General features: G+C 62.5%; 22 protein-coding genes. 17 read left to right on the top strand and 5 right to left on the bottom strand.

Annotation, left to right across the window (positions count from 1 at the left end; genetic code table 11):
- From mtgA to P3T17_RS36160, 14 genes are all read left to right on the top strand, one after another.
- Positions 1 to 723, top strand: a complete 723-nt coding sequence (mtgA, locus tag P3T17_RS36225) for a monofunctional biosynthetic peptidoglycan transglycosylase (protein ID WP_074265842.1) — start codon at positions 1 to 3, stop codon at positions 721 to 723.
- A gap of 1082 nt (positions 724 to 1805) precedes the next feature.
- Positions 1806 to 2759 carry an IclR family transcriptional regulator gene (locus P3T17_RS36220; protein WP_429411743.1) on the top strand — a complete coding sequence of 318 codons (954 nt, stop codon included), beginning with the start codon at positions 1806 to 1808 and terminating at the stop codon, positions 2757 to 2759.
- Positions 2756 to 3883 carry a 2-dehydro-3-deoxygalactonokinase gene (locus P3T17_RS36215; protein ID WP_429411741.1) on the top strand — a complete coding sequence of 376 codons (1128 nt, stop codon included), beginning with the start codon at positions 2756 to 2758 and terminating at the stop codon, positions 3881 to 3883. The genes P3T17_RS36220 and P3T17_RS36215 overlap by 4 nt, the downstream gene beginning before the upstream one ends.
- A 44-nt stretch (positions 3884 to 3927) precedes the next feature.
- Entirely contained in the window at positions 3928 to 4608 is a 681-nt protein-coding gene (locus tag P3T17_RS36210; protein WP_074262507.1) for a 2-dehydro-3-deoxy-6-phosphogalactonate aldolase, read from the top strand.
- Positions 4605 to 5441 carry an SDR family oxidoreductase gene (locus P3T17_RS36205; RefSeq protein ID WP_429411739.1) on the top strand — a complete coding sequence of 279 codons (837 nt, stop codon included), beginning with the start codon at positions 4605 to 4607 and terminating at the stop codon, positions 5439 to 5441. Before P3T17_RS36210 ends, P3T17_RS36205 begins: the two co-directional genes overlap by 4 nt.
- A gap of 193 nt (positions 5442 to 5634) precedes the next feature.
- The gene (locus P3T17_RS36200) at positions 5635 to 6633 is read left to right on the top strand and encodes an arabinose ABC transporter substrate-binding protein (protein WP_074262505.1); all 999 of its coding nucleotides are present in this window, start codon (positions 5635 to 5637) and stop codon (positions 6631 to 6633) included.
- A 196-nt stretch (positions 6634 to 6829) separates the two neighbouring features.
- The gene (gene araG / locus P3T17_RS36195; RefSeq protein WP_429286624.1) at positions 6830 to 8359 is read left to right on the top strand and encodes an L-arabinose ABC transporter ATP-binding protein AraG; all 1530 of its coding nucleotides are present in this window, start codon (positions 6830 to 6832) and stop codon (positions 8357 to 8359) included.
- Between the two features lie 72 nt (positions 8360 to 8431).
- Positions 8432 to 9448 carry an L-arabinose ABC transporter permease AraH gene (gene araH / locus P3T17_RS36190; protein WP_074262503.1) on the top strand — a complete coding sequence of 339 codons (1017 nt, stop codon included), beginning with the start codon at positions 8432 to 8434 and terminating at the stop codon, positions 9446 to 9448.
- Positions 9449 to 9488: 40 nt separating this feature from the next.
- Positions 9489 to 10289: an SDR family NAD(P)-dependent oxidoreductase gene (locus P3T17_RS36185; RefSeq protein WP_429286623.1), complete on the top strand. Its 801-nt coding sequence runs from the start codon at positions 9489 to 9491 to the stop codon at positions 10287 to 10289.
- Positions 10286 to 11209: an SMP-30/gluconolactonase/LRE family protein gene (locus P3T17_RS36180; RefSeq protein WP_429411737.1), complete on the top strand. Its 924-nt coding sequence runs from the start codon at positions 10286 to 10288 to the stop codon at positions 11207 to 11209. The genes P3T17_RS36185 and P3T17_RS36180 overlap by 4 nt, the downstream gene beginning before the upstream one ends.
- Positions 11210 to 11314: 105 nt before the next feature.
- Positions 11315 to 12379: an aldose 1-epimerase gene (locus P3T17_RS36175; RefSeq protein ID WP_429411735.1), complete on the top strand. Its 1065-nt coding sequence runs from the start codon at positions 11315 to 11317 to the stop codon at positions 12377 to 12379.
- An 89-nt stretch (positions 12380 to 12468) separates the two neighbouring features.
- A complete protein-coding gene (gene pyrF / locus P3T17_RS36170; RefSeq protein WP_429411733.1) occupies positions 12469 to 13284 on the top strand; it encodes an orotidine-5'-phosphate decarboxylase in 816 nt (271 codons plus the stop codon).
- A 64-nt stretch (positions 13285 to 13348) separates the two neighbouring features.
- Complete coding sequence (locus P3T17_RS36165) at positions 13349 to 13675, top strand: type II toxin-antitoxin system RelE/ParE family toxin (protein ID WP_074262498.1); 327 nt, start codon at positions 13349 to 13351, stop codon at positions 13673 to 13675.
- Positions 13672 to 13953 carry a helix-turn-helix domain-containing protein gene (locus tag P3T17_RS36160; RefSeq protein ID WP_074262497.1) on the top strand — a complete coding sequence of 94 codons (282 nt, stop codon included), beginning with the start codon at positions 13672 to 13674 and terminating at the stop codon, positions 13951 to 13953. The genes P3T17_RS36165 and P3T17_RS36160 overlap by 4 nt, the downstream gene beginning before the upstream one ends.
- Positions 13954 to 13956: 3 nt before the next feature.
- On the opposite strand, the gene P3T17_RS36155 is transcribed toward P3T17_RS36160, so the two are convergent.
- Genes P3T17_RS36155 through thiL form a run of 4 tightly spaced genes read right to left on the bottom strand, consistent with a single transcriptional unit; the run spans position 13957 to position 16578 of the window.
- Positions 13957 to 14481 (bottom strand): cupin domain-containing protein, encoded by a 525-nt coding sequence (locus P3T17_RS36155; protein ID WP_429411731.1) that lies wholly within the window; start codon positions 14479 to 14481, stop codon positions 13957 to 13959.
- 2 nt (positions 14482 to 14483) lie between these two features.
- Positions 14484 to 14984 (bottom strand): CinA family protein, encoded by a 501-nt coding sequence (locus P3T17_RS36150; RefSeq protein ID WP_074262495.1) that lies wholly within the window; start codon positions 14982 to 14984, stop codon positions 14484 to 14486.
- 27 nt (positions 14985 to 15011) lie between these two features.
- A complete protein-coding gene (locus tag P3T17_RS36145; protein ID WP_429411729.1) occupies positions 15012 to 15590 on the bottom strand; it encodes a phosphatidylglycerophosphatase A family protein in 579 nt (192 codons plus the stop codon).
- On the bottom strand, positions 15580 to 16578 hold the full coding sequence (thiL, locus tag P3T17_RS36140; protein ID WP_429411727.1) for a thiamine-phosphate kinase: 999 nt from the start codon (positions 16576 to 16578) through the stop codon (positions 15580 to 15582). Before thiL ends, P3T17_RS36145 begins: the two co-directional genes overlap by 11 nt.
- Positions 16579 to 16799: 221 nt before the next feature.
- On the opposite strand from thiL, the gene P3T17_RS36135 reads away from it, so the two are divergent.
- The 3 genes from P3T17_RS36135 (at position 16800) to P3T17_RS36125 (ending at position 20449) form a co-directional block, all read left to right on the top strand.
- On the top strand, positions 16800 to 19094 hold the full coding sequence (locus P3T17_RS36135; RefSeq protein WP_074262492.1) for an NADP-dependent malic enzyme: 2295 nt from the start codon (positions 16800 to 16802) through the stop codon (positions 19092 to 19094).
- 361 nt (positions 19095 to 19455) lie between these two features.
- Complete coding sequence (locus P3T17_RS36130; protein ID WP_429286616.1) at positions 19456 to 19872, top strand: ribonuclease; 417 nt, start codon at positions 19456 to 19458, stop codon at positions 19870 to 19872.
- Positions 19873 to 19879: 7 nt separating this feature from the next.
- A complete protein-coding gene (locus P3T17_RS36125) occupies positions 19880 to 20449 on the top strand; it encodes a barstar family protein (RefSeq protein WP_174567496.1) in 570 nt (189 codons plus the stop codon).
- A 99-nt stretch (positions 20450 to 20548) separates the two neighbouring features.
- Here the strand turns inward: P3T17_RS36125 and P3T17_RS36120 are convergent, their stop codons facing one another.
- Positions 20549 to 21289 carry a 16S rRNA (uracil(1498)-N(3))-methyltransferase gene (locus P3T17_RS36120; RefSeq protein ID WP_074262487.1) on the bottom strand — a complete coding sequence of 247 codons (741 nt, stop codon included), beginning with the start codon at positions 21287 to 21289 and terminating at the stop codon, positions 20549 to 20551.

Genomic DNA, 21289 nt, shown 5'->3' with positions numbered 1-21289 from the left:
ATGGCGCGAACGAGGGGATCAGGCAGGCCGGGACCGACCCGCTGGACTCTTTACGTTGGCGCGGTGGTCGCGATTGCCTGGATAGCGACGCAACTGTTCTACTTCGTGCAGATTGGCGTCTGGAACTACGTCAATCCGCAGTCGACGGCATTCATGCGCTCGGACGCGTGGACGCTCTCGCAGGACCGCCCCGACCTGTCGATCCAGCATACATGGGTGCCATACGATCAGATCTCGCGCAATCTCAAGCGCGCGATCATTGCGTCTGAGGACGCGAACTTCGTGAACAACAACGGCTACGAGACCGACGCGATTCTGCAGGCGTGGGAAAAGAACAAGGCGCGCGGCAAGATCGTGGCGGGCGGTTCTACGATTTCGCAACAACTGGCGCGCAATCTGTTTCTATCGCGGCAGAAGAGTTATATCCGTAAGGGGCAGGAGTTGATCATCACGTGGATGCTCGAGACTTTGATGGACAAGGAGCGGATCTACGAGATTTACCTCAACTCGGTCGAGTGGGGGAATGGGGTTTATGGGGCTCAGGCTGCCGCGAACTATTACTATAAGACTTCGGCGGCTAAGCTCACCGCGTGGCAGTCGGCGCGGCTGGCGGTGATGTTGCCGAGGCCTAAGTATTTTGATGAGCATCGGAGTTCGCCGTATCTCGCGCAGAGGGCGGGGGTGATCGCTCATCGGATGGGGGCGGCTGAATTGCCGGAATGAAGGTGGGGGCCTGCGGCGGCTTGGGTTGGGTGGTTTCCTGGCGGCGCTGGCCTTTCCTTGCGTTCTTAGTGGTTTATTAGCGTTGCCCCTGTGCGGGGCGGCACCTACTTTTCTTTGCCGCCGCAAAGAAAAGTAGGCAAAAGAAAGCGGGCTCACACCGCCAGCCTGTAGGTGTGCACCACTGGCATAAAGCCGGAGTGGTCCGCGCACGCACTGCGCTCTCGCACCACACCCGTCAGTGACACAGCGCTCATCCGTTCCAGCGTTGCGCTTCGCACCCCGCCGTCGGGCATAACCCTCCTTCTGCAAACTCTGCAGGAATTCTAACTTTACTGAGCGTCTGCCCATTCGGTGGACTGCCGAGCTCCGCTTTTGCGATCGCGCAATTGAACGTACGGCCAGCCGAGTTCGCTCGGCATGTCCTGCGCGCCACCCTCACCGTCTCCCCTTGCAGACCGATCCGCCGCGCACGTAGTGCGCTGGCGGGATGGATGAGTCCTTTGTCACGAGGGGTGAGTGTGCGAGGGACGATTTCGTGCGCGGACCGCTCCGCCGTGAAGCGAGAGGTGGACACCTACAGGCTGGCGGTGTGAGCCCGCTTTCTTTTGCCTACTTTTCTTTGCGGCGGCAAAGAAAAGTAGGTGCCGCCCCGCACAGGGGCAACGCAAGCAAACCGATAAGAAAGCAAGGAAAGGCCAACACCACAAGAACAACAAACCAAACCAAGGCGCCGCAGGCAAACCCCCTAAACCCCGCGCCCAGCGGCCAAATCCCATTATATGAATACAACACTCACATATTGGAGATTTGAATAAAACCGCCCTACAATCCGAAGCACCAAGCCTGCAGGGCACGGCTAAGAAGCCCACGCGCCGAGCGCGAATTAGAGCCGCCTGCAAGGCAAAAAGAGTCCAGAACCTCCGCGCACCCAGCAAGCGCGGCCGGCTGGACCATACGATCGGAGACAACAGCCATGCCCCTCACCGTCAGGCAGCAATCGCGCGCATATAGCGCGCCGTCCCGTTTCTCTGGCCGCCACGCCGGTCCCGCGCGCTAACACCCCAACCAGTCGCCCAATCGCCATGAACAAAGCGATGTCCACCCACGCCGCAGCCGACCACGACCACGACGCCGACTCCGAAGCCCTGCCGCAATCGCGCCCCCGCACGCCCAACGGTGCGCCCGGCTCACATGCCCCCGCCGACGGAATCGCGCTGCCCAGCACGCTGCTCGACATCACGCCGCAGCAAGCCGGCACGCAGACCTTGTTGCGCGGTCTCGCGATTCTCGAAGCTGCCGCCGCGGGTGTACGCGATCTGCGTACCTTCGGCGCCGCGCTCGGCACGACCCGCAGCACGACGCACCGGCTCGTCAGCAGCCTCGTCCAGGCGCGCTATCTGCGTCAGGTGCAAGGCGGCTATCTGCTCGGCCCGAAGCTGATCGAACTCGGCACCATCGCGCTCGAACAGATGCCGCTCACCACCGTGGCCCGGCAACATCTCGAATCGCTCGCCGAACAGACGCTCGATACGATCCACCTCGGCGTGCGCGATGGCGACGACGTGCTCTACATCGACAAGATCCCCGGCACGCGTGGTCTGGAAATGCGCTCGCGCGTGGGGCACCGCATGCCGCTGGCCTCCACTGGCATCGGCAAGGCGATGATGCTCGATCTCACGCCCGATTCCTGGCAGTCGCTATTCGACGCCTCGCGTCGTGCGCTCGCTGGCGTCAGCTTCAAACCCGATAACCGCCCCGACATGCCGACCTTCATGCAACGCATGACGAACTACTCGGCCGGTGGCTATACGTTCGACCTCGAGGAGAACGAGGCGTCGATTCGGTGCGTCGCCGCGCCCGTGCGCGATGCGTCGGGTTCGATCGTCGCGGCGCTGTCGGTGGCGAGCACGATTCCCTATATGTCGCTCGAACGGATGGACGAACTGATTCCAGTCGTGCAGCGCGAAGCACGCGCCATCTCGGAAGAACTCGGCTGGCGTGTGCCGCAGCCGGCGACGCGCAGGATCAAACGATGACGCAAGCGGGTTCCCCCATGCCGGCCGCTCAACTCGCAGGCGCTGTAGAGGCCGCCAGCGTGACGGACGCCGCGCTCGACGCGAGTGGCGCAGCAACCGCGCAAACGCAGGCCGTCAGCCTCGATCAGGCCGCGTTGGTCGCGCTCGACTGGGGCACGACATCGTTGCGCGCCTATCTGTTCGACGCCGCCGGTAACGTGCTGGACACACGCGAGTCGACCGCGGGCATCATGAATCTGCCGCGTCCGGCGGCGGATGGCGGCTTCGATGCGGCCTTCGAGTCCGCTTGCGGCGCCTGGCTGGAGCGTGCACCCAATGTCCCGGTGATCGCAGCCGGTATGGTCGGCAGTGCGCAAGGCTGGCTCGAAGCACCCTATGTGGATGCGCCGGCGAGCGCCGATGCGCTGGTCGATGGCATCGTCCGTGTGCAAACGGCACGGGGAGTGACGCTGCATATCGTGCCAGGCGTGCTTGAGCGCGGCGAACTGCCGAACGTCATGCGTGGCGAAGAAACGCAAATTTTCGGCGCGCTCGGCGATAGCCCCGCAGCCGCAACCGATGGACAGCACGAACTGATCGGCCTGCCCGGCACGCACGCGAAATGGGTGGTGGTGCGTGGCAGCCGCATCGAGCGCTTTCATACCTTCATGACCGGCGAAGTCTTCGCAGCGCTGCGGGAGCATACGATTCTCGGCCGCACCATGGTGACGCCCGATCGTATGGACACCGAGGCATTTCTGCGCGGCGTGAACAACGCACGCCTGAAAGGGCAGGCTGGGGTGCTCGCCACGATATTCAGCACGCGCACGCTCGGCCTGACCGGGCAGCTTGCGGGCCAGCAGCAGCCCGACTATCTGTCAGGTCTGCTGATCGGCCATGAGCTTGCCGGCCTCGACGCGGTCCTCGTGCAACATCAAAGCAAGCTCGACGGGCACGCGCTGCGCCTGATCGGCAATGAGGCGCTGTGCGGGCGTTATCAGCTCGCGCTGACCCAATTCGGTTGTACCGAGGCGGAACTGGCCCGGCAAGCGACCGAACGCGGTCTGTGGCGCATCGCGACGCAGGCCGGGCTTGTCGCGCCGGCGTCCGGTGCTGCACAGGCCGCACGTGCGGCCGGCGGTTAGCCAGAAGGTTAAGCGGCCGCGCACGACATAGACAAGGAATCGACATGCAACCTCATATCAACCTACCCGCTCCGTATCTGCCGCATGCCGGTCTGATGGCGGCATTCGAAGCGTGTCCGCTTATCGCCATCCTGCGCGGCGTCACGCCGGCGGACGCCGCCGAGCACGCTCAGGCGCTGTATGAGGCGGGGTTTCGGATCGTCGAAGTGCCGCTGAATTCACCGCAGCCGTTCGACAGCATTGCCGCGATCCGTAAGGCATTGCCGGCCGATGCGATCGTCGGCGCGGGCACCGTCCTGCATGCGAGCTTCGTCCACGATGTGCTGTTGGCCGGTGGCGAACTGATCGTGATGCCGCATAGCGACGCCGAGGTGGTGGCGGCAGCGAAGGCGCGTGGCCTTGCCTGTGCCCCGGGCGTCGCTACGCCGAACGAAGCGTTCCTCGCGCTGAAGAACGGAGCAGACGTGCTGAAGATGTTCCCGGCTGAACAGCTGGGCTGCCAGGTCGTGAAAGCCTGGCGCGCGGTGATCGCCGCCGAGGTGCCGCTGGTGCCAGTCGGCGGCATTACGCCGGACAACATGGGGCCGTTCCTGACCGCAGGCGCGAATGGTTTCGGGCTCGGTTCTGCGCTTTACAAGCCGGGCCAGAATGTGGCGGCGACGGCGTCGCATGCGCGGGCCTATATCAACGGCTTGCGAATCGCACGGGCGAGTGCAAAGAAATGAACCGGCTCGCCAACAAGGTCGCGTTGATTACCGGTGCCGGTCGCGGCATCGGCGCAGCCATCGCGCTGGCGTTTGCGCGCGAAGGTGCGGCGGTCGTGCTGGCGGAACTGGATGTTGAAACCGCGCAGCGCACCGCGCGCGACATCGAGGCGGCGTGCAAGGCAAGTGGCGCCGGCAGTGCGAATGGCACGAGTGCAGCGCGTGGCCCTGCAGCAAGCGGCGCCAGAGTACTCGCGGTGCAGACCGACGTGACGCAATCCGCCTCTGTGCAGCACGCCGTGCACGAAGCGGAAAGCACCTTCGGCGCGGTCGATGTGCTGGTCAACAACGCCGGCATCAACGTGTTCTGCGACCCGCTGACGATGACCGACGACGACTGGCGCCGCTGCTTCGCGGTGGATCTCGACGGCGTCTGGAACGGTTGTCGCGCGGTGTTGCCGGGAATGGTGGAACGTGGTGCGGGCAGCATCGTGAACATCGCTTCGACACATGCCTTCAAGATCATCCCGGGCTGCTTCCCGTACCCGGTTGCGAAGCACGGTGTGATTGGATTGACCCGGGCCCTCGGTATCGAATACGCGCCGCGCAATGTGCGCGTCAACGCAATCGCACCGGGCTACATTGAAACGCAGTTGACGCATGACTGGTGGAACGGTCAGCCGGACCCGGCGGCCGCGCAGCAGGCGACGCTCGATCTGCAGCCGATGAAGCGAATTGGCCGCCCGGAAGAAGTCGCGATGACGGCGGTGTTTCTCGCCTCGGACGAGGCACCGTTCATCAACGCGAGCTGTATCACGGTAGATGGCGGGCGCTCAGCGCTGTATCACGACTGAGCCACCGTCTGGAGAAAACCCAGGCGGCACGCCGTGGAAAGTGTGCCGCTGTGAAGCACAACGAAGCAAAGCGCCACAGAGCGCGACGATCAGTTTCAGCCGGTTGACGCGCTGGCCGCGTGTGTCAAGGACCGGATAAGAAGACGCGGCCGATACCTTCTCGTTATCTACTAATTAGTCAGGAGACTGCAACATGAAACGTAGAATTTTCCTCACGCTGGCAGCTGCAGCAGCAGGGGTGCTGTTCAATGCACCGGTCGTCCAGGCCGCCGATCAGGTCAAGATCGGTTTTCTGGTGAAGCAGCCGGAAGAACCGTGGTTCCAGGACGAATGGAAGTTCGCCGAGATCGCTGCCAAGGAAAAGGGTTTCACGCTGGTGAAAATCGGTGCTCCTTCCGGCGAGAAGGTCATGAGCGCGATCGACAACCTGGCTGCACAGAAGGCGCAGGGTTTCATTATCTGCACGCCGGACGTCAAGCTTGGACCGGGGATCGTCGCCAAGGCGAAGGCTGACGGACTGAAGATGATGACGGTTGACGACCGCCTCGTCGACGGTGCCGGCAAGCCGATCGCATCGGTGCCGCATATGGGCATTTCGGCCTACAACATCGGCAAGCAGGTCGGCGACGGTCTGGCTGCGGAAATCAAGAAGCGTGGCTGGGACATGAAGGACGTGGGCGCGATCGACGTGACCTACAACCAGCTGCCGACCGCAGTCGACCGCACCGGCGGTGCAACCGACGCGCTCGTGGCCGCCGGCTTCCCGAAGGCTAACGTGATCGAAGCGCCGCAAGCGAAGACCGATACGGAAAACGCTTTCAACGCCGCCAACATCGCGCTCACCAAGAACCCGCAATTCAAGCACTGGATCGCCTACGGCCTGAACGACGAAGCCGTGCTCGGCGCTGTGCGTGCAGCGGAAGGCCGTGGCTTCAAGGCCGACAACATGATCGGCATCGGTATCGGTGGTTCGGACTCGGCTCTGAACGAGTTCAAGAAGCCGACGCCGACGGGCTTCTACGGCACCGTCATCATCAGCCCGAAGCGCCATGGCGAAGAAACCTCGACGCTGATGTACGACTGGATCACGCAAGGCAAGGAACCGCCGGCACTCACGCTGACGACCGGCATGCTGGCCACGCGTGACAACGTCGCGGACGTGCGTGAAAAGATGGGTCTGGCATCGAAGTAAGCAGTCTTTAATAGACGTGCAGCGGCTGGGCGCCGGACAGCAATGATCCGGCGCCTGGTCGTCCCGGCAGCACATGCAAGGCGCGGATCAATTGCCGTGCTCGCAGGCGCAACAGCAGTAGAGACAAACCGATGTGCCGGCGACGCGGGAGAAACGCGCCGGACCGCTCGGTTCACAGGATGCAACAGGAGGCGAAGTGTCAGCGACGCTGCGTTTTGACAATATTGGTAAGGTCTTCCCAGGCGTGCGTGCGCTCGACGGCGTGTCCTTCGACGTGAACGTCGGCCAGGTGCACGGCCTGATGGGCGAGAACGGCGCGGGGAAATCGACCTTGCTGAAGATTCTCGGTGGTGAATATCAGCCGAATTCCGGCCGCCTGTTGATCGACGGCAACGAGGTGCGCTTCGGTAGCGCGGCCGCGTCGATTGCGTCCGGAATCGCGGTGATTCACCAGGAACTGCAATACGTGCCCGACCTCACGGTCGCGGAAAACCTGCTGCTTGGCCAGTTGCCGAACTCGCTCGGCTGGGTCAACAAGCGCGAAGCCAAACGCTTCGTGCGCGAGCGGCTCGAAGCGATGGGCGTGGCGCTCGATCCGAACGCGAAGCTGCGCAGGCTCTCGATCGCACAGCGTCAGATGGTGGAAATCTGCAAGGCGCTGCTGCGCAATGCGCGTGTGATCGCGCTGGACGAGCCGACCAGCTCGCTGTCGCACAGCGAGACCGAGGTGCTGTTCAAACTGGTGCGCGACCTTCGCGCCGACAACCGGGCGATGATCTATATCTCGCACCGGATGGATGAGATTTATGAGTTGTGCGACGCCTGCACGATTTTCCGCGACGGCCGCAAGGTGGCCTCGCATCCGACGCTGGAAGGCGTGAAGCGCGACACGATCGTGGCCGAAATGGTCGGCCGCGAGATTTCGGACATCTATAGCTACAAGCCGCGCGAGCTCGGCGAAGTACGCTTTGCCGCCAAGGGGATCGAAGGGCACGCGCTCAAGGAGCCGGCCAACTTCGAAGTGCGGCGCGGTGAAATCGTCGGCTTTTTTGGTCTGGTGGGCGCGGGCCGTAGCGAATTGATGCACCTCGTGTACGGCGCCGACAGCAAGAAGAACGGCGAGATCGTGCTTGACGGCAAGCCGATCAAGGTGCGCAGCGCCGGCGAAGCGATTCGCCACGGCATCGTGCTGTGTCCGGAAGACCGCAAGGAAGAGGGCATCGTCGCGATGGCGACCGTGTCCGAGAACATCAACATCAGCTGTCGCCGCCACTATCTGCGTGCGGGTTTCTTCCTGAACCGCAAGAAAGAAGCGCAAACAGCGGACAGTTTTATCAAGCTGCTGAAGATCAAGACGCCGAGCCGTCGCCAGAAGATCCGTTTTCTCTCCGGCGGCAATCAGCAGAAAGCGATTCTGTCGCGCTGGCTCGCGGAGCCGGATCTGAAAGTGGTGATTCTCGACGAACCGACACGCGGCATTGACGTCGGCGCGAAGCATGAGATCTATAACGTGATTTATCAGCTTGCGGAACGGGGTTGCGCGATCGTGATGATTTCGTCGGAGCTGCCGGAAGTGCTCGGCGTGTCCGACCGGATCGTGGTGATGCGGCAGGGGCGCATCTCCGGCGAATTGCTGCGCAGCAAGGCGAACGAGCAGGCAGTGCTGAGTCTCGCATTGCCGCAAAGTTCGACCGCACCGCAAGCCGCCGCGCCCGAAGCGGCCTGATATCGACCACCGACCGGACGCAAGTCCCCAATAACCCGTCAGCCCGTGACGAAAACGGGAGGAGTAAATCAAATGCAAGCCAGAGAAAACCTCGCGCAACAGGCCGCCAAGAGTGCCGCCGAAGCGCTGATTCCGCAGAGCAACGACAAGCAGAAATGGTGGCAGCAGGTCACCGACTACAGCCTGATCGTGATCTTCGCGATCATGTTCATTACGATGTCGCTGACCGTCGATCACTTCTTCTCGATCGAAAACATGCTCGGGCTCGCGCTGTCGATCTCGCAGATCGGCATGGTGGCGTGCACGATGATGTTCTGTCTCGCTTCACGTGACTTCGATTTGTCCGTGGGTTCCACCGTGGCGTTTGCCGGCGTGCTGTGCGCAATGGTGCTCAACGCGACGGGTAACACGTTTATCGCCATCATTGCAGCGGTCGTGGCGGGTGGCGTGATCGGCTTCATCAACGGCGCTGTGATTGCGTACCTGCGCATCAATGCGCTGATCACCACGCTCGCGACGATGGAAATCGTCCGTGGCCTCGGCTTTATCGTGTCGCATGGTCAGGCGGTGGGCGTGTCGTCTGATACGTTTATCGCGCTGGGCGGCCTGTCGATGTTCGGCGTCTCGCTGCCGATCTGGGTCACGCTGTTGTGCTTCGTTGTGTTCGGCGTGATGCTTAACCAGACCGTGTATGGCCGCAACACGCTGGCAATCGGCGGCAATCCGGAAGCCTCGCGTCTCGCTGGTATCAACGTCGAGCGCACCCGTGTGTACATCTTCCTGGTGCAAGGCGCGGTGACCGCGCTGGCCGGTGTGATCCTCGCCTCGCGTATCACCTCGGGTCAGCCGAACGCTGCCGAAGGCTTCGAGCTGAACGTGATCTCCGCGTGCGTGCTGGGCGGCGTCTCGCTGCTGGGCGGCCGTGCGACGATTTCGGGCGTGGTGATCGGCGTGCTGATCATGGGCACGGTCGAAAACGTGATGAACCTTTTGAATATCGACGCGTTCTACCAGTACCTGGTGCGCGGTGCGATCCTGCTCGCTGCCGTGCTGCTCGACCAGCTGAAGAACCGCGGCTCGCGCGATTGACGCGCGGCGTCTGACTAACTGCCTTCTGAGGAAACGAACGATGTCGTCACCTGCCAATGCCAACGCCCGCCAGGCGGACAACGTGTACGCGCGTTATCCGAGTCTTGTAGACCGCACCGTGTTGATCACGGGCGGCGCGACCGGGATTGGCGCGTCGTTCGTCGAGCATTTTGCGGCACAGGGTTCGCGGGTTGCCTTCTTCGATATCGACGCGAGCGCCGGCGAGGCGCTTGCGGACGAACTCGGCGATTCGCGTCACAAGCCGCTGTTTCTGTCCTGCGATCTGACCGACCTCGACGCACTGCGCAAGGCCGTTGCCGATGTCAAAGCGGCACTCGGCCCGGTCGAGGTGCTCGTCAACAATGCTGCGAACGACAAGCGTCACAAGATCGAAGAGGTGACGCCGGCGTTTTTCGATGCGGCTATTGCCGTGAACATCCGCCACCAGTTCTTTGTGGCGCAGGCCGTGATGGACGACATGAAAGTGGCCGGACGCGGTTCGATCATCAATCTCGGCTCGATTAGCTGGATGTTGAAGCAGGGTGGTTTTCCGGTCTACACGATGTCGAAATCGGCCGTGCAGGGCCTCACGCGCGGTCTGGCGCGCGATCTCGGCCACTTCAATATCCGCGTGAATACACTGGTGCCGGGCTGGGTCATGACCGAGAAGCAAAAGCGCCTGTGGCTCGACGATGCGGGGCGCCGTGCGATCAAGGATGGCCAGTGCATCGATGCCGAGTTGATGCCCGCTGATCTGGCACGTATGGCGCTGTTCCTTGCCGCCGACGACAGCAGCATGATCACCGCGCAGGACCTCGTCGTGGATGGAGGCTGGGCGTGAGCGCAGCCGTGTCTGTCACGCGTGCGGCGCTGCTGGTCGACGCCAAATGCACGCTCGGCGAGGGCGCGACGTGGTGCTCGCGCAGCGGCCGTTTCTACTGGACCGATATCGAAGGCGCGAAGCTCTGGCGCTATGACCCGCGCGACGGCCGCAGCACGTTCTGGCGCATGCCGGAACGGCTCGCGACATTTGCGCTCTGCGCCAATCCGCACTACCTTTTACTCGGACTCGCCTCGCATCTCGCGTTCTTCGACCTTGCAACTGGCGAGACAGAGCGTATTGTCGATGTCGAGCCGGGTTTGAATACACGCGTCAACGACGGCCGCTGCGACCGTCAGGGGCGTTTCGTCTTCGGTACGAAGGATGAGGGTTCGCCCTTACGCGCAGTGGGTGGGTTCTACCGTTTGAAGCACGATCTGTCGCTCGAGCGCCTGCCGCTGCCGGCGCCCGCGATTTCGAACAGCATTGCGTTCAGTCCGGATGGCGCGACGATGTATTACTGCGATTCGCCGACCCGCGAGATTCGCGCGTGCGATTACGGCGCGGACGGCAGTATCGCGAACGACCGGGTGTTCACGACGCTCGCGGACGCCACCGGCGAGCCCGACGGTTCGACCGTCGATCGCGACGGCGGCCTGTGGAATGCGCAGTGGGGCGGCGCTCGCGTGGTGCGCTACGGCGCCGATGGTGTCGAAACCGCGCGCGTCACGGTGCCGACCGTGCAACCGAGTTGTGTGGCGCTGGGCGGCACACAGCTTGGCACGCTGTACATCACGAGCGCGCGTACCGATCTGGATGCGGCGGCGCTTGCCGGCGATTCCCGCGCGGGCGGCGTGTTCGTGGCCGTGCCGGGACAGCGAGGCTTGCCCGAAGCGGTATTTCAGGGCGCACCGCTGCGGTGCAGGACGCAGGACGAGTGAGTTGAGCAAGGAAGGACTCAAAGAGGCAGCCGGCCAAGGCGCCCACCAATAAAACATCCGTCAGCGATGACGGCAACGTCTCACGCCTCTCGATTGGAGCCTGATATGACTGTAGCGAATCTCGCATCCGCTTCACAGAATTCCCAGACTGCACAGACGCGCCGCGCCCGGCTGGCGGCCGCCGCCCATCCGGTGCTGGCGGGGCCGAGCACATCGGCGGTGGCGGTGGGTGAGACGAGTGGCGGCGACGTGGCGTGCGTGACGCTCGCCAACACCCATTTGCGGCTCGACGTGGCGCCGTCGCTGGGCGGCGGCATCACCCGCTTCGACTGGCGCAGCGACGGCGCGCTGGTGCCGATATTCCGCCGCTGCCGTCATGTCGCGACCGATACCGATCCGAATCAATTGGCGTGCTATCCGATGCTGCCTTACTCGAATCGCATCGGCGGCGGTCATTTCGGCGTGGGCGGGCGACGCATCGACGTGCCGCGCAATCGTGTGGCTGAGCCGCTGCCCATTCATGGCGATGGTTGGCTGGCCCACTGGGGTGTGGCGGAAACGAGCCCGGACCGCGTGCGCCTGACGCTTGACCGCAGCGATGGCAAGCCCTTCGCATACCGCGCGACGCAGACGTATGCGCTCGAAGGCCCGACGCTCGTGATTACGCTCGAGGTCGAGAATACGGGACGCGATGTGCTGCCGTTCGGACTCGGTATCCATCCGTTTCTGGTGCGCGATGCGCAAACTGAGCTGTCCGCGGCTGCCGCGGGACTCTGGTTGCAGGGTGACGACTGGCTGCCGCTGCGTCACGTGCCGGCGCCGCCGGCGTGGCAGTTCGGCGTGGCCTATCCGTTGCCGCAGACCATCGTCAATCACGCGTTTACCGGCTGGAGCGGACAGGCCGCGGTGGTCTGGCCGAAGCGGCGGTTGTCGCTGACGATTGCCTCGGACACCGACTACTACGTGCTCTACACGCCGCCGGGCGAGGATTTCTTTTGCTTCGAGCCGGTCGATCATCCGATTAATGCGATGAACCTGCCCGGCGGGGCGGCCTCCCATGGCATGACCATGCTGGCGCGCGGCGAGCACTTGCGCCGCTCGTTCCGGTTTACGGTCGAACGGACCGGCTTGCGCGCAGCGGCAGGGGCGCGGGGTTCGCGCCGGCAGTGAGAGGAGGTGGCAGCCTGCCCGCCGTGCTCTGCGCGAGGACGGGTAGAATACGCGCGCCACTTCTTTCATCAGCCCGCCGCGAGCCCGATATGTCCACTTTTATCCAGACACTCAACGACGCCTGGCAGCGCACGAATTCGCTGCTGTGCGTCGGCCTTGATCCCGAGCCCGCGAAATTTCCGGGTGCGCTCGCCGGCCGCGCCGATTCGATCTTCGAGTTTTGCCGCACGATCGTCGACGCGACCGCGCCTTATGCCTCGTCATTCAAGCCGCAGATTGCGTACTTTGCCGCTCATCGCGCGGAAGACCAGCTTGAACAGTTGATCGCGCATATTCATGCTCAACATCCGGGCCTGCCGGTGATTCTCGATGCGAAGCGCGGTGATATCGGCAGCACTGCCGAGCAATACGCACGCGAGGTGTTCGAGCGCTACCAGGCCGATGCGGTGACCGTCAATCCGTATATGGGCTTCGATTCGATCGAGCCGTATCTGGAACACGAGGGTAAAGGCGTGATCGTGCTGTGCCGGACGTCGAACCCGGGCGGCTCCGATCTGCAGTTTCTGGATACGGCGGGGCGTCCGCTGTATCAGGTGGTCGCGCAACTGGCGGCTCAGAAGTGGAACGCGAGCGGCCAGCTCGGGCTGGTGGTGGGCGCGACTTTCCCGAAGGAAATCGAAGTGGTGCGCGGCATTGTCGGTGAGATGCCGCTGCTGATTCCGGGCATCGGCGCTCAAGGCGGCGATGTCGAGGCAACGGTGAATGCGGGGCGCACCGCGGCGGGTACGGGCATGCTGATCAATTCGTCGCGCGCGATTATTTATGCGGGCAAGGGCGACGACTACGCCCAGGCCGCGGCGAAGGCGGCGCTGGAAACGCGGGATCGGATTAACGGGTATCGGTGAGGGAAGGGCGAGCTAGCGCAGATGACCTCTTGCGAATTATATCCATTTGGATATAATTTCGTTCATGAAGCCAGTGCGATTTCTTGGAGACTCGCTGAAGTGCTTGCGCGAGTTCCCTGAAGACGCCAGGCAGGACGTGGGTTATCAGTTAGACAAAGTGCAACGAGGTCACCAGCCGGACGACTTTAAGCCCATGCCTTCGATTGGCAGGGGCGTAGAGGAACTTCGTGTCTGGGATGAGTCTGGCACTTACCGTGTTGTTTACACCGCTCGCGTGGCCGAAGCGGTGTATGTATTGCATGCCTTCCAGAAGAAAACTCAGGCCACATCGCAACGTGATGTAGACGTTGCCAAGGCGAGATATAACGAACTGATGAGGGGTGTGAAATGACTCGAACCGAAACCTACGCCAGCGTCTGGGACGCACTAGCTGATACGCCGGAGCAGGCTGCCAATTTGCGTACTCGCGCCGAACTGATGCAGCAGATCGCCGAGCTTGTTAAATCGAGCGGATGGACGCAGGTGGAAGCGGCGTCGCATTGTGGTGTGACGCAGCCTCGCATCAACGATTTACTGCGTGGCCGTGTATCGCGCTTTTCGCTTGATGCGCTGGTGAACATTGCCACCGCACTGGGTCGACGAGTGCACGTGGAACTGGAAGCGGCCTAGGCGCTAATCGATCGGCGCCGTCGGCCCCAGCCGCGTGATAAATTCCGCCTGCGCCGGATAGGCGCTTCGCAGTGCGTCGACATCAGCCAGTTCAAACTCACTGAACTCGAACCCCGGTGCGACCGTGCAACCGACCAGCGCGAACGTCGCTGGATCTGCGCATTCCGCTGCAAACCACAAACCGGCTGGCACCACCGCCTGAAACACGGTGCCAGGATGCGTCAGTGCGTTGCCGAGCCGATGCGTGACCAGTTGCCCATTCTCATCAAGAACGTGAACCAGCAGCGGCTCGCCAGCATAGAAGTGCCAGACTTCATCGGACTTGATCCGATGCCATGCCGAGTGCGCGCCGTCGCATAACAGGTAGTAAATCGCCGTAGACGCCGCTCGCGTTTCTCCAGTCCCGGCCCCATCACGATCCACCCTCGCCGCCGAGCGATACGTTTCGCGAAAGTAGCCGCCCTCAGGATGCGCCTGCAATTCGAAGCGCCGAACCAGATCGTCTTTAGCCAACGAGGAAACCGGCATCGTTATCGCTCGCGCTCGTCGAGCAACGCTAGCAGTCCGCGCAGCGCATGCGCCGCCGCCTGCACGCGGATCCTCTCGCGGTCACCCTTAAATACAACCGTTTCCACCGACGTATGCAGCCGGTTGGTCCAGCCGAACGACACGGTTCCGACCGGCTTCGTCTCGGTGCCGCCGCTCGGGCCGGCCACGCCGGTAATCGCCAGCGACACCTGCGCGCGGCTATTGCGCAGCGCGCCCTCGGCCATCGCGCGGGCGACTGGTTCGCTGACTGCCCCGTGTTTTTCGATCAGATCCGGCGGCACGCCGATCATTTCGCTCTTGGCCTGATTCGAATACGTGACGAAGCCGCGCTCGAACCAGCCGCTGCTGCCGGAGATGTCGGTAATCGCCGTTGCGACCATGCCGCCCGTGCAGGACTCGGCGGTCACGAGCATCAGGCGTTCGTCGCGCAACCGGTTGCTGACGCGGATAGCGAGTTGGTGGACGACGGAATCGGTAGCCATGCGTAGGTCCGGAAAAACGTGTGACGGTCAGACCGCCATGCGCCACAGCGCGATCACGAGCAAAGTGAAAAAGGCGGCGACCAGGTCATCGAACATGATGCCAAAACCACCTTTCAGTCTGCGGTCGAAGTAACGGATAGGCGGAGGTTTCACCATGTCGAAGAAGCGGAACAGGATGAAGGACCACACCTGGCCGGTGAAAGTGATCGGGGTCACCATCAGCAGCACCAGCCAGAACGCAACAATTTCGTCCCAGACGATTGCCGATGGATCGTCGATGGCGAGCTTTTTCGCGGTAAAGGCGGTGATCGAGATGCCGGCGAAAAAGCCGACGATAATCAGCACGCCCCAGTCGAGCACCGTCAGATAGCGGTTGAGCACGGCGAACGACGCCCATCCGAACAGCGTGCCGACCGTGCCGGGCATGATCGGCGACAGGCCGCTGCCAAAACCGAGCGAGATCAGATGCAGCGGATGCGTCAGCATGAAACGCGCGGTGGCCCGGCGCGGCCGGACAGGACGGGGCTCGGGCGACTCCGGCGGCTCTCCGCTTAACGGGCCGTCGGACAATTCGTCGGCTGGGCCGAGCGAGGGTTCAGTCTGCATGGAAATGATCGAAGCCTTGCAAGGTCAAGGTGAGCGGGGCACCGGTTGCGTCATGCCAATGGATCGCAGGGCCGTTTGCCGATGGCCCAGGAGCGTTTATTGTACCGACACGGGTGAGCGGAAGATTTACCTTGTGACCAGCTTCTTCGACCGCTGCGCGCGCGCTCACCGGCGCGGTGAAGCACAGTTCGTAGTCGTCGCCGCCCGCCAGTGTGCAGCGGCGTTGCACTTCGGCGGGCAGCCTGCGCAGCGCATTCGAGCGGGGCACGGCGTCGGCGTCGACCCGCGCTTCGAGTTGCGAGCGTTCGAGGATATGCAAGAGGTCGCCGGCGAGGCCGTCGGAGATATCGAGCGCGGCATGTGCAATACCGCGTAACGCCAGGCCCAGTTCGACGCGCGGTTCGGGGCGTTCAAGGGCGCGGCGAAATGTCGCAGCGTCCGTCTCACCGGCTGACCACTCGCCGCGTATCACGCCCAGCCCCGCGCGCGCGTCGCCGAGCGTGCCGGAAATCCAGATGTCGTCGCCGGGCTTGGCTGCATCGCGGCGCAGCGCCAACTGTGGCGGGACGCTGCCGAAAACGGTGATGCACAGGTTCAGCGGTCCGGCGGTCGTATCGCCGCCGATCAGGTCGCAACCATAGCGTTCTGCAAGTTCAAAGAGGCCGTCGCTAAACGCGGAGAGCCAATCTTCGCGCGCCTCCGGCAGGGCGAACGCCAGCGTGAACCCTTGCGGCTGCGCGCCCATCGCGGCCAGATCCGAGAGGTTCACCGCCAATGCTTTATGTCCGAGGGCGTGCGGATCGATATCTGGGAAGAAATGACGTCCTTCGACCAGCATGTCCGTCGAAATCGCCATCATTTCGCGAGGACGCGGCGCCAGCAATGCGCAATCGTCGCCGATGCCGAGTTCCCCCTGTTCAAGGCGCCGACCCATGGCGTCGGCGCGGCGCGCAAAAAAACGGTCGATTAGCGAAAACTCGGAGAGCATAGTAGAGGTCCGTGCACGGAAAAGCGCTTTAGCAGCGGCCAACGGCGCGCATTGTACGGTTAAATTGCTGCGCCGCGGCAATGATCGCGACCACGGAGGCACGAAAACTTTCGCTTTATTTCAGTCGCGGCAGCTATGTCCCTGATTGCAGGAATCACGATGGGGAATGGCGCTACAATGCCGTCGAGTATCTATTCTAATCCGCACTCCAAGCCCGCCTTATGTCGAATCCCGTCAACACCAAACTCCGCGAAGCCGCTCTCGATTATCACGAATTCCCGACCCCCGGGAAGATCGCGATCGCGCCGACCAAGCAAATGATCAACCAGCGCGACCTCGCACTGGCGTATTCCCCGGGTGTCGCGTTCGCGTGCGAAGAAATCGTCGAGAACCCGTTGAATGCCGCGCGCTTCACCTCGCGCAGCAACCTGGTCGGCGTTGTGACGAACGGCACAGCGGTACTGGGTCTCGGCAATATCGGCCCGCTCGCATCCAAGCCGGTCATGGAAGGCAAGGCGGTGCTGTTCAAGAAGTTTGCCGGCATCGATGTGTTCGATATCGAGTTGAACGAGTCCGATCCGCACAAGCTGGTCGAAGTGATCGCGGCGCTCGAACCGACCTTTGGCGGCATCAACCTCGAAGACATCAAGGCGCCGGACTGCTTCATCGTCGAGCGCGAATGCCGCAAACGCATGAAGATCCCGGTGTTCCACGACGACCAGCACGGCACGGCTATCGTCGTTGCGGCGGCGATCACCAACGGCCTGAAGGTCGTCGGCAAGAGTATCAAGGAGGTCAAGCTGGTTTCGTCCGGCGCAGGCGCTGCCGCGCTAGCGTGTCTGGACCTGCTGGTCGACATCGGACTGCCGCTCGAGAACATCACCGTGACCGACCTGGCCGGCGTGGTCTACAAGGGCCGTACCGAGCTGATGGATCCGGACAAGGAGCGTTTCGCGCGCGAAACCGACGCCCGCTCGCTGGCGGAAGCGATCGGCGGCGCGGATGTTTTTCTCGGCCTGTCAGCTGGGGGCGTGCTCAAGCAGGACATGGTCAAGCAGATGGCGGACAAGCCGCTGATTCTGGCACTGGCCAATCCGACGCCGGAAATCCTGCCGGAACTGGCACTCGAAGTGCGCCCGGATGCCGTGCTGTGCACCGGCCGTACCGATTACCCGAATCAGGTGAACAACGTCCTCGTGTTCCCATTCCTGTTCCGCGGCGCGCTGGATGTGGGCGCGACGACGGTAACGCGGGAAATGGAAATTGCTGCGGTCAATGCCATTGCTGAGCTGGCGCGTCAGGAGCAGAGCGACATCGTCGCGACGGCTTATGGCATCCAGGACCTGTCGTTTGGGCCGGCTTACCTGATTCCGAAGCCGTTCGATCCGCGTCTGATCGTCAAGGTCGCGCCTGCTGTTGCGAAGGCCGCGATGGCATCAGGCGTGGCGGAGCGTCCGATCGAAGATATGGACGCGTACGAGCAGCATCTGCAGCAGTTCGTCTACCACAGCGGCACGACGATGAAGCCGATTTTCCAGCTCGCCCGTGGCGTCGAGCCGGAGAAGAAGCGCATTGTGTTCGCGGAAGGCGAAGAAGAACGCGTGCTGCGCGCCTTGCAGATCATCGTCGACGAAAAGCTGGCCAAGCCGATCCTGATCGGCCGTCCGGCGGTGATCGAGCAGCGCATTGCGCGCTATGGCCTGCGTTTGATCAACGGTCAGGACTACACGGTGGTCAACACGGACCACGACGAGCGTTATCGCGACTTCTGGCAGACGTATCACAAGATGATGGCGCGCAAGGGCATCAGCGAGCAGATGGCCAAGCTCGAAATGCGCCGCCGCACCACGCTGATCGGCTCGATGCTGGTGAAGAAGGGCGAGGCCGACGGCATGATCTGCGGCACGGTCAGCACGACACATCGCCATCTGCACTTTATCGACCAGGTGATCGGCAAGAAGGAAGGCCGCAACACCTACGCCGCGATGAACGGACTGGTGCTGCCGGGCCGGCAGATTTTCCTCGTCGACACTCATGTGAACGTCGATCCGACGCCTGAGCAGCTCGCCGAGATCACCATCATGGCGGCCGAGGAAGTGCGCCGTTTCGGCATCGAGCCGAAGATCGCGCTGGTTTCGCATTCCAACTTCGGCACCAGCAACGCGCCGACTGCCCAGAAAATGCGCGACACGCTCGAGATCCTGCGCGAGCGCGCGCCTGACCTGCAAGTAGACGGCGAAATGCACGGCGACGTCGCGCTCGATCACAACCTGCGCCGCGAAGTGCTGCCCGAATCGACGCTCGAGGGGGACGCGAACCTGCTGGTCCTGCCGAACATCGACGCGGCCAACATTTCCTACAACCTGCTGAAGACGGCTGCCGGCAACAACATCGCGATTGGCCCGATCCTGTTGGGCGCGGCCAAGCCGGTCCATGTGCTGACGGCTTCGGCGACGGTGCGCCGGATCGTCAACATGACGGCGCTGCTGGTGGCAGACGTGATCGCTGCGCGCTAAGCGGCGATAGCCCACACGAGCGCCGCAAGGCGAAAAAAAAGGCGTGCCCGCAATGGGCACGCCTTTGGGCAAACAGGGGATTGTCACCCAATAAAGACCAAACACGACGGTAAATCCACCTCACTGTGCGCGAAACAGAGCGGCCAGATTCGCCCATCCCGCACCTTACCGTCGAGGCTAATTTTATCTTGACCAAGCTATAAAAATCTGTCAAAAGTCGTCAAGATTGCTTGAGCGGCGTGTTCCCGCAACATGGGAACCTTTCGTTCGCCGAACGAACGTTGATTCCAGAGACCATTAGCGATACCCTTACGTCTTTCATGGTCGTCAAACTCGTGATCTGACAGCGGGAACCTGATTCATGGCACGCAAGTGGCTCCGCAACGGCGTGCTGATCGGCGCCCTGGCGTTTGGCGGTTTGTGCGGGGGTCTGGTCAACAGCGCGTTTGCGCGGGACTATTCGGCGCCCAGCAATGGCGACAATCAGGTGCAGGGCACCATCGCGGTCGCGCAGTTACCGCGTGAAGCAGTCAATACTTTGAACTTGATTGCCGCAGGCGGGCCTTACCCGTATGAGAAGGACGGGATCGTATTCGGCAACCGCGAAGGGCTGCTGCCACCGCATCGGCGCGGCTATTATCACGAATACACCGTTCCTACGCCGCGCGCCCACAATCGCGGCGCGCGTCGCATTGTCTGTGGGGGTCCGCTGCAGCGCACCGATAATTGCTTCTACTCGGACGACCACTACACCAGTTTTAATCGTATTGTTGAATGACATCGGGATGAACGGCATGAGCGACAACGTCTACGCGCACGACTCCGGAGTCGCGACGGATCTTTTCGCGGCCGGCGACGGCAATATGTTTCAGCGCGTCATGCAGATGCGCACGGCCGGTGACGGACGGGACACCCAGAGCGAAGCCAGCACTGTGCTTTCATCGAACGAGGGGCCTATGAGTCTTTTCAAGACCGTACGACCGAACATCGTACAGTCGATCCGCGCCTTTCGCGTGCAGGATCTCGCTGACGAGGCCAGCCAGCTCGGCCAGCACTTTCTGTATGCGTTCTGCGCGAACGCGCAGTCCAAACAAGAAGTTCTCGAAACGATTGCGACGTCATTTCTGTTTCCGAAGCACTTCGGCAAAAATTACGATGCCCTCTACGATTGCCTGACCGATCTGGTCGCCAAGGCGGGTGCGCAACCGGGTTTCGTCATCGTGCTGGAGGCGCTGCCGGTGGCACAGAAATTCGATAAGGAAGGGCGCGAAACGCTGCTCGACGTATTCCGCGAGGCCTCCGAATTCTGGGCCGAGCGCAAAGTGGCGTTCCGTGTGTTTTATTCGTTCGCCTGAGCGTCCGAATCGCCAGAATACGCATGACTGAACAAAGCAAAGGCCCGCCAATTGGCGGGCCTTTGCTTTGGATCGGGTCAGTTCGACATACTGATCAGATTACCAGCCACCCCAGCGTGCAGCCAGCGCGGCCAGCACGGCGATCCCCGCTGTTTCCGTGCGCAACACACGCGGTCCTAGCCCCACAGCGGTAAAGCCATGGCTCGTCGCTGCCGCTTCTTCTGCAGCCGAAAATCCGCCTTCCGGTCCGATTAGCAACATGACGCGCCCGCGCGGCGGTTCGACCGGCAATGCGTTGAAGCTGATGCTTGCCCGCGGCGACAACAGCAGGCGCAACTCGCCTTCTTCGGTGGCACGCGGCAGCGCGCCCAGCCATGTCGCGATTTCACGCACCGGTGCGACTTCAGGCAGGCGATTGCGTCCGCACTGTTCGCACGCCGCGCGCACGATGCCTTGCCAGTGCACGTGACGCCGCTGTGCGCGTTCGCCGGACAGGCGCACCACGCTGCGCGTCGTGGTGAGCGGCACGAAACTGGATGCGCCGAGTTCGACGGCCTTCTCGATCAGCCAGTCCATCTTGTCCCCACCGGCAATGCCTTGCGCGAGGGTCAGGTGATAGGGCGGTTCCACCTCGATTTCGCGGAATTCCCGAATCTTGACGGTGGCCGAACGGCGTTCCACTTCGATCAGTTCAGCGCTGTACTCGCCGCCGTCGCCATTGAAAAGCACGATCGAATCGCCCGGTTGCAGACGCAGGACCAGGATGTGCCGTGTGACGTCATCGGGAAGCTGCATGATGTCGTCGGGCTTGAGTGACGTACCGACGAAGAAGCGAGGCAT

The organism is Paraburkholderia sp. GAS82 (assembly GCF_050436285.1).
GTDB classification, from domain to species: domain Bacteria; phylum Pseudomonadota; class Gammaproteobacteria; order Burkholderiales; family Burkholderiaceae; genus Paraburkholderia; species Paraburkholderia phenazinium_B.
Note: the sequence above shows the minus strand (reverse complement) of the source record. Positions and strands in the feature narration are given on the sequence as shown.

Coding starts and splice junctions, on each gene's coding strand:
- mtgA (WP_074265842.1), top strand. CDS start 1: ATGGCGCGAACGAGGGGATCAGGCAGGCCGGGACCGACCCGCTGGACT.
- P3T17_RS36220 (WP_429411743.1), top strand. CDS start 1,806: ATGAACAAAGCGATGTCCACCCACGCCGCAGCCGACCACGACCACGAC.
- P3T17_RS36215 (WP_429411741.1), top strand. CDS start 2,756: ATGACGCAAGCGGGTTCCCCCATGCCGGCCGCTCAACTCGCAGGCGCT.
- P3T17_RS36210 (WP_074262507.1), top strand. CDS start 3,928: ATGCAACCTCATATCAACCTACCCGCTCCGTATCTGCCGCATGCCGGT.
- P3T17_RS36205 (WP_429411739.1), top strand. CDS start 4,605: ATGAACCGGCTCGCCAACAAGGTCGCGTTGATTACCGGTGCCGGTCGC.
- P3T17_RS36200 (WP_074262505.1), top strand. CDS start 5,635: ATGAAACGTAGAATTTTCCTCACGCTGGCAGCTGCAGCAGCAGGGGTG.
- araH (WP_074262503.1), top strand. CDS start 8,432: ATGCAAGCCAGAGAAAACCTCGCGCAACAGGCCGCCAAGAGTGCCGCC.
- P3T17_RS36185 (WP_429286623.1), top strand. CDS start 9,489: ATGTCGTCACCTGCCAATGCCAACGCCCGCCAGGCGGACAACGTGTAC.
- P3T17_RS36175 (WP_429411735.1), top strand. CDS start 11,315: ATGACTGTAGCGAATCTCGCATCCGCTTCACAGAATTCCCAGACTGCA.
- pyrF (WP_429411733.1), top strand. CDS start 12,469: ATGTCCACTTTTATCCAGACACTCAACGACGCCTGGCAGCGCACGAAT.
- P3T17_RS36165 (WP_074262498.1), top strand. CDS start 13,349: ATGAAGCCAGTGCGATTTCTTGGAGACTCGCTGAAGTGCTTGCGCGAG.
- P3T17_RS36160 (WP_074262497.1), top strand. CDS start 13,672: ATGACTCGAACCGAAACCTACGCCAGCGTCTGGGACGCACTAGCTGAT.
- P3T17_RS36155 (WP_429411731.1), bottom strand. CDS start 14,481: ATGCCGGTTTCCTCGTTGGCTAAAGACGATCTGGTTCGGCGCTTCGAA.
- P3T17_RS36150 (WP_074262495.1), bottom strand. CDS start 14,984: ATGGCTACCGATTCCGTCGTCCACCAACTCGCTATCCGCGTCAGCAAC.
- P3T17_RS36145 (WP_429411729.1), bottom strand. CDS start 15,590: ATGCAGACTGAACCCTCGCTCGGCCCAGCCGACGAATTGTCCGACGGC.
- thiL (WP_429411727.1), bottom strand. CDS start 16,578: ATGCTCTCCGAGTTTTCGCTAATCGACCGTTTTTTTGCGCGCCGCGCC.
- P3T17_RS36135 (WP_074262492.1), top strand. CDS start 16,800: ATGTCGAATCCCGTCAACACCAAACTCCGCGAAGCCGCTCTCGATTAT.
- P3T17_RS36130 (WP_429286616.1), top strand. CDS start 19,456: ATGGCACGCAAGTGGCTCCGCAACGGCGTGCTGATCGGCGCCCTGGCG.
- P3T17_RS36125 (WP_174567496.1), top strand. CDS start 19,880: ATGAACGGCATGAGCGACAACGTCTACGCGCACGACTCCGGAGTCGCG.
- P3T17_RS36120 (WP_074262487.1), bottom strand. CDS start 21,289: ATGCCTCGCTTCTTCGTCGGTACGTCACTCAAGCCCGACGACATCATG.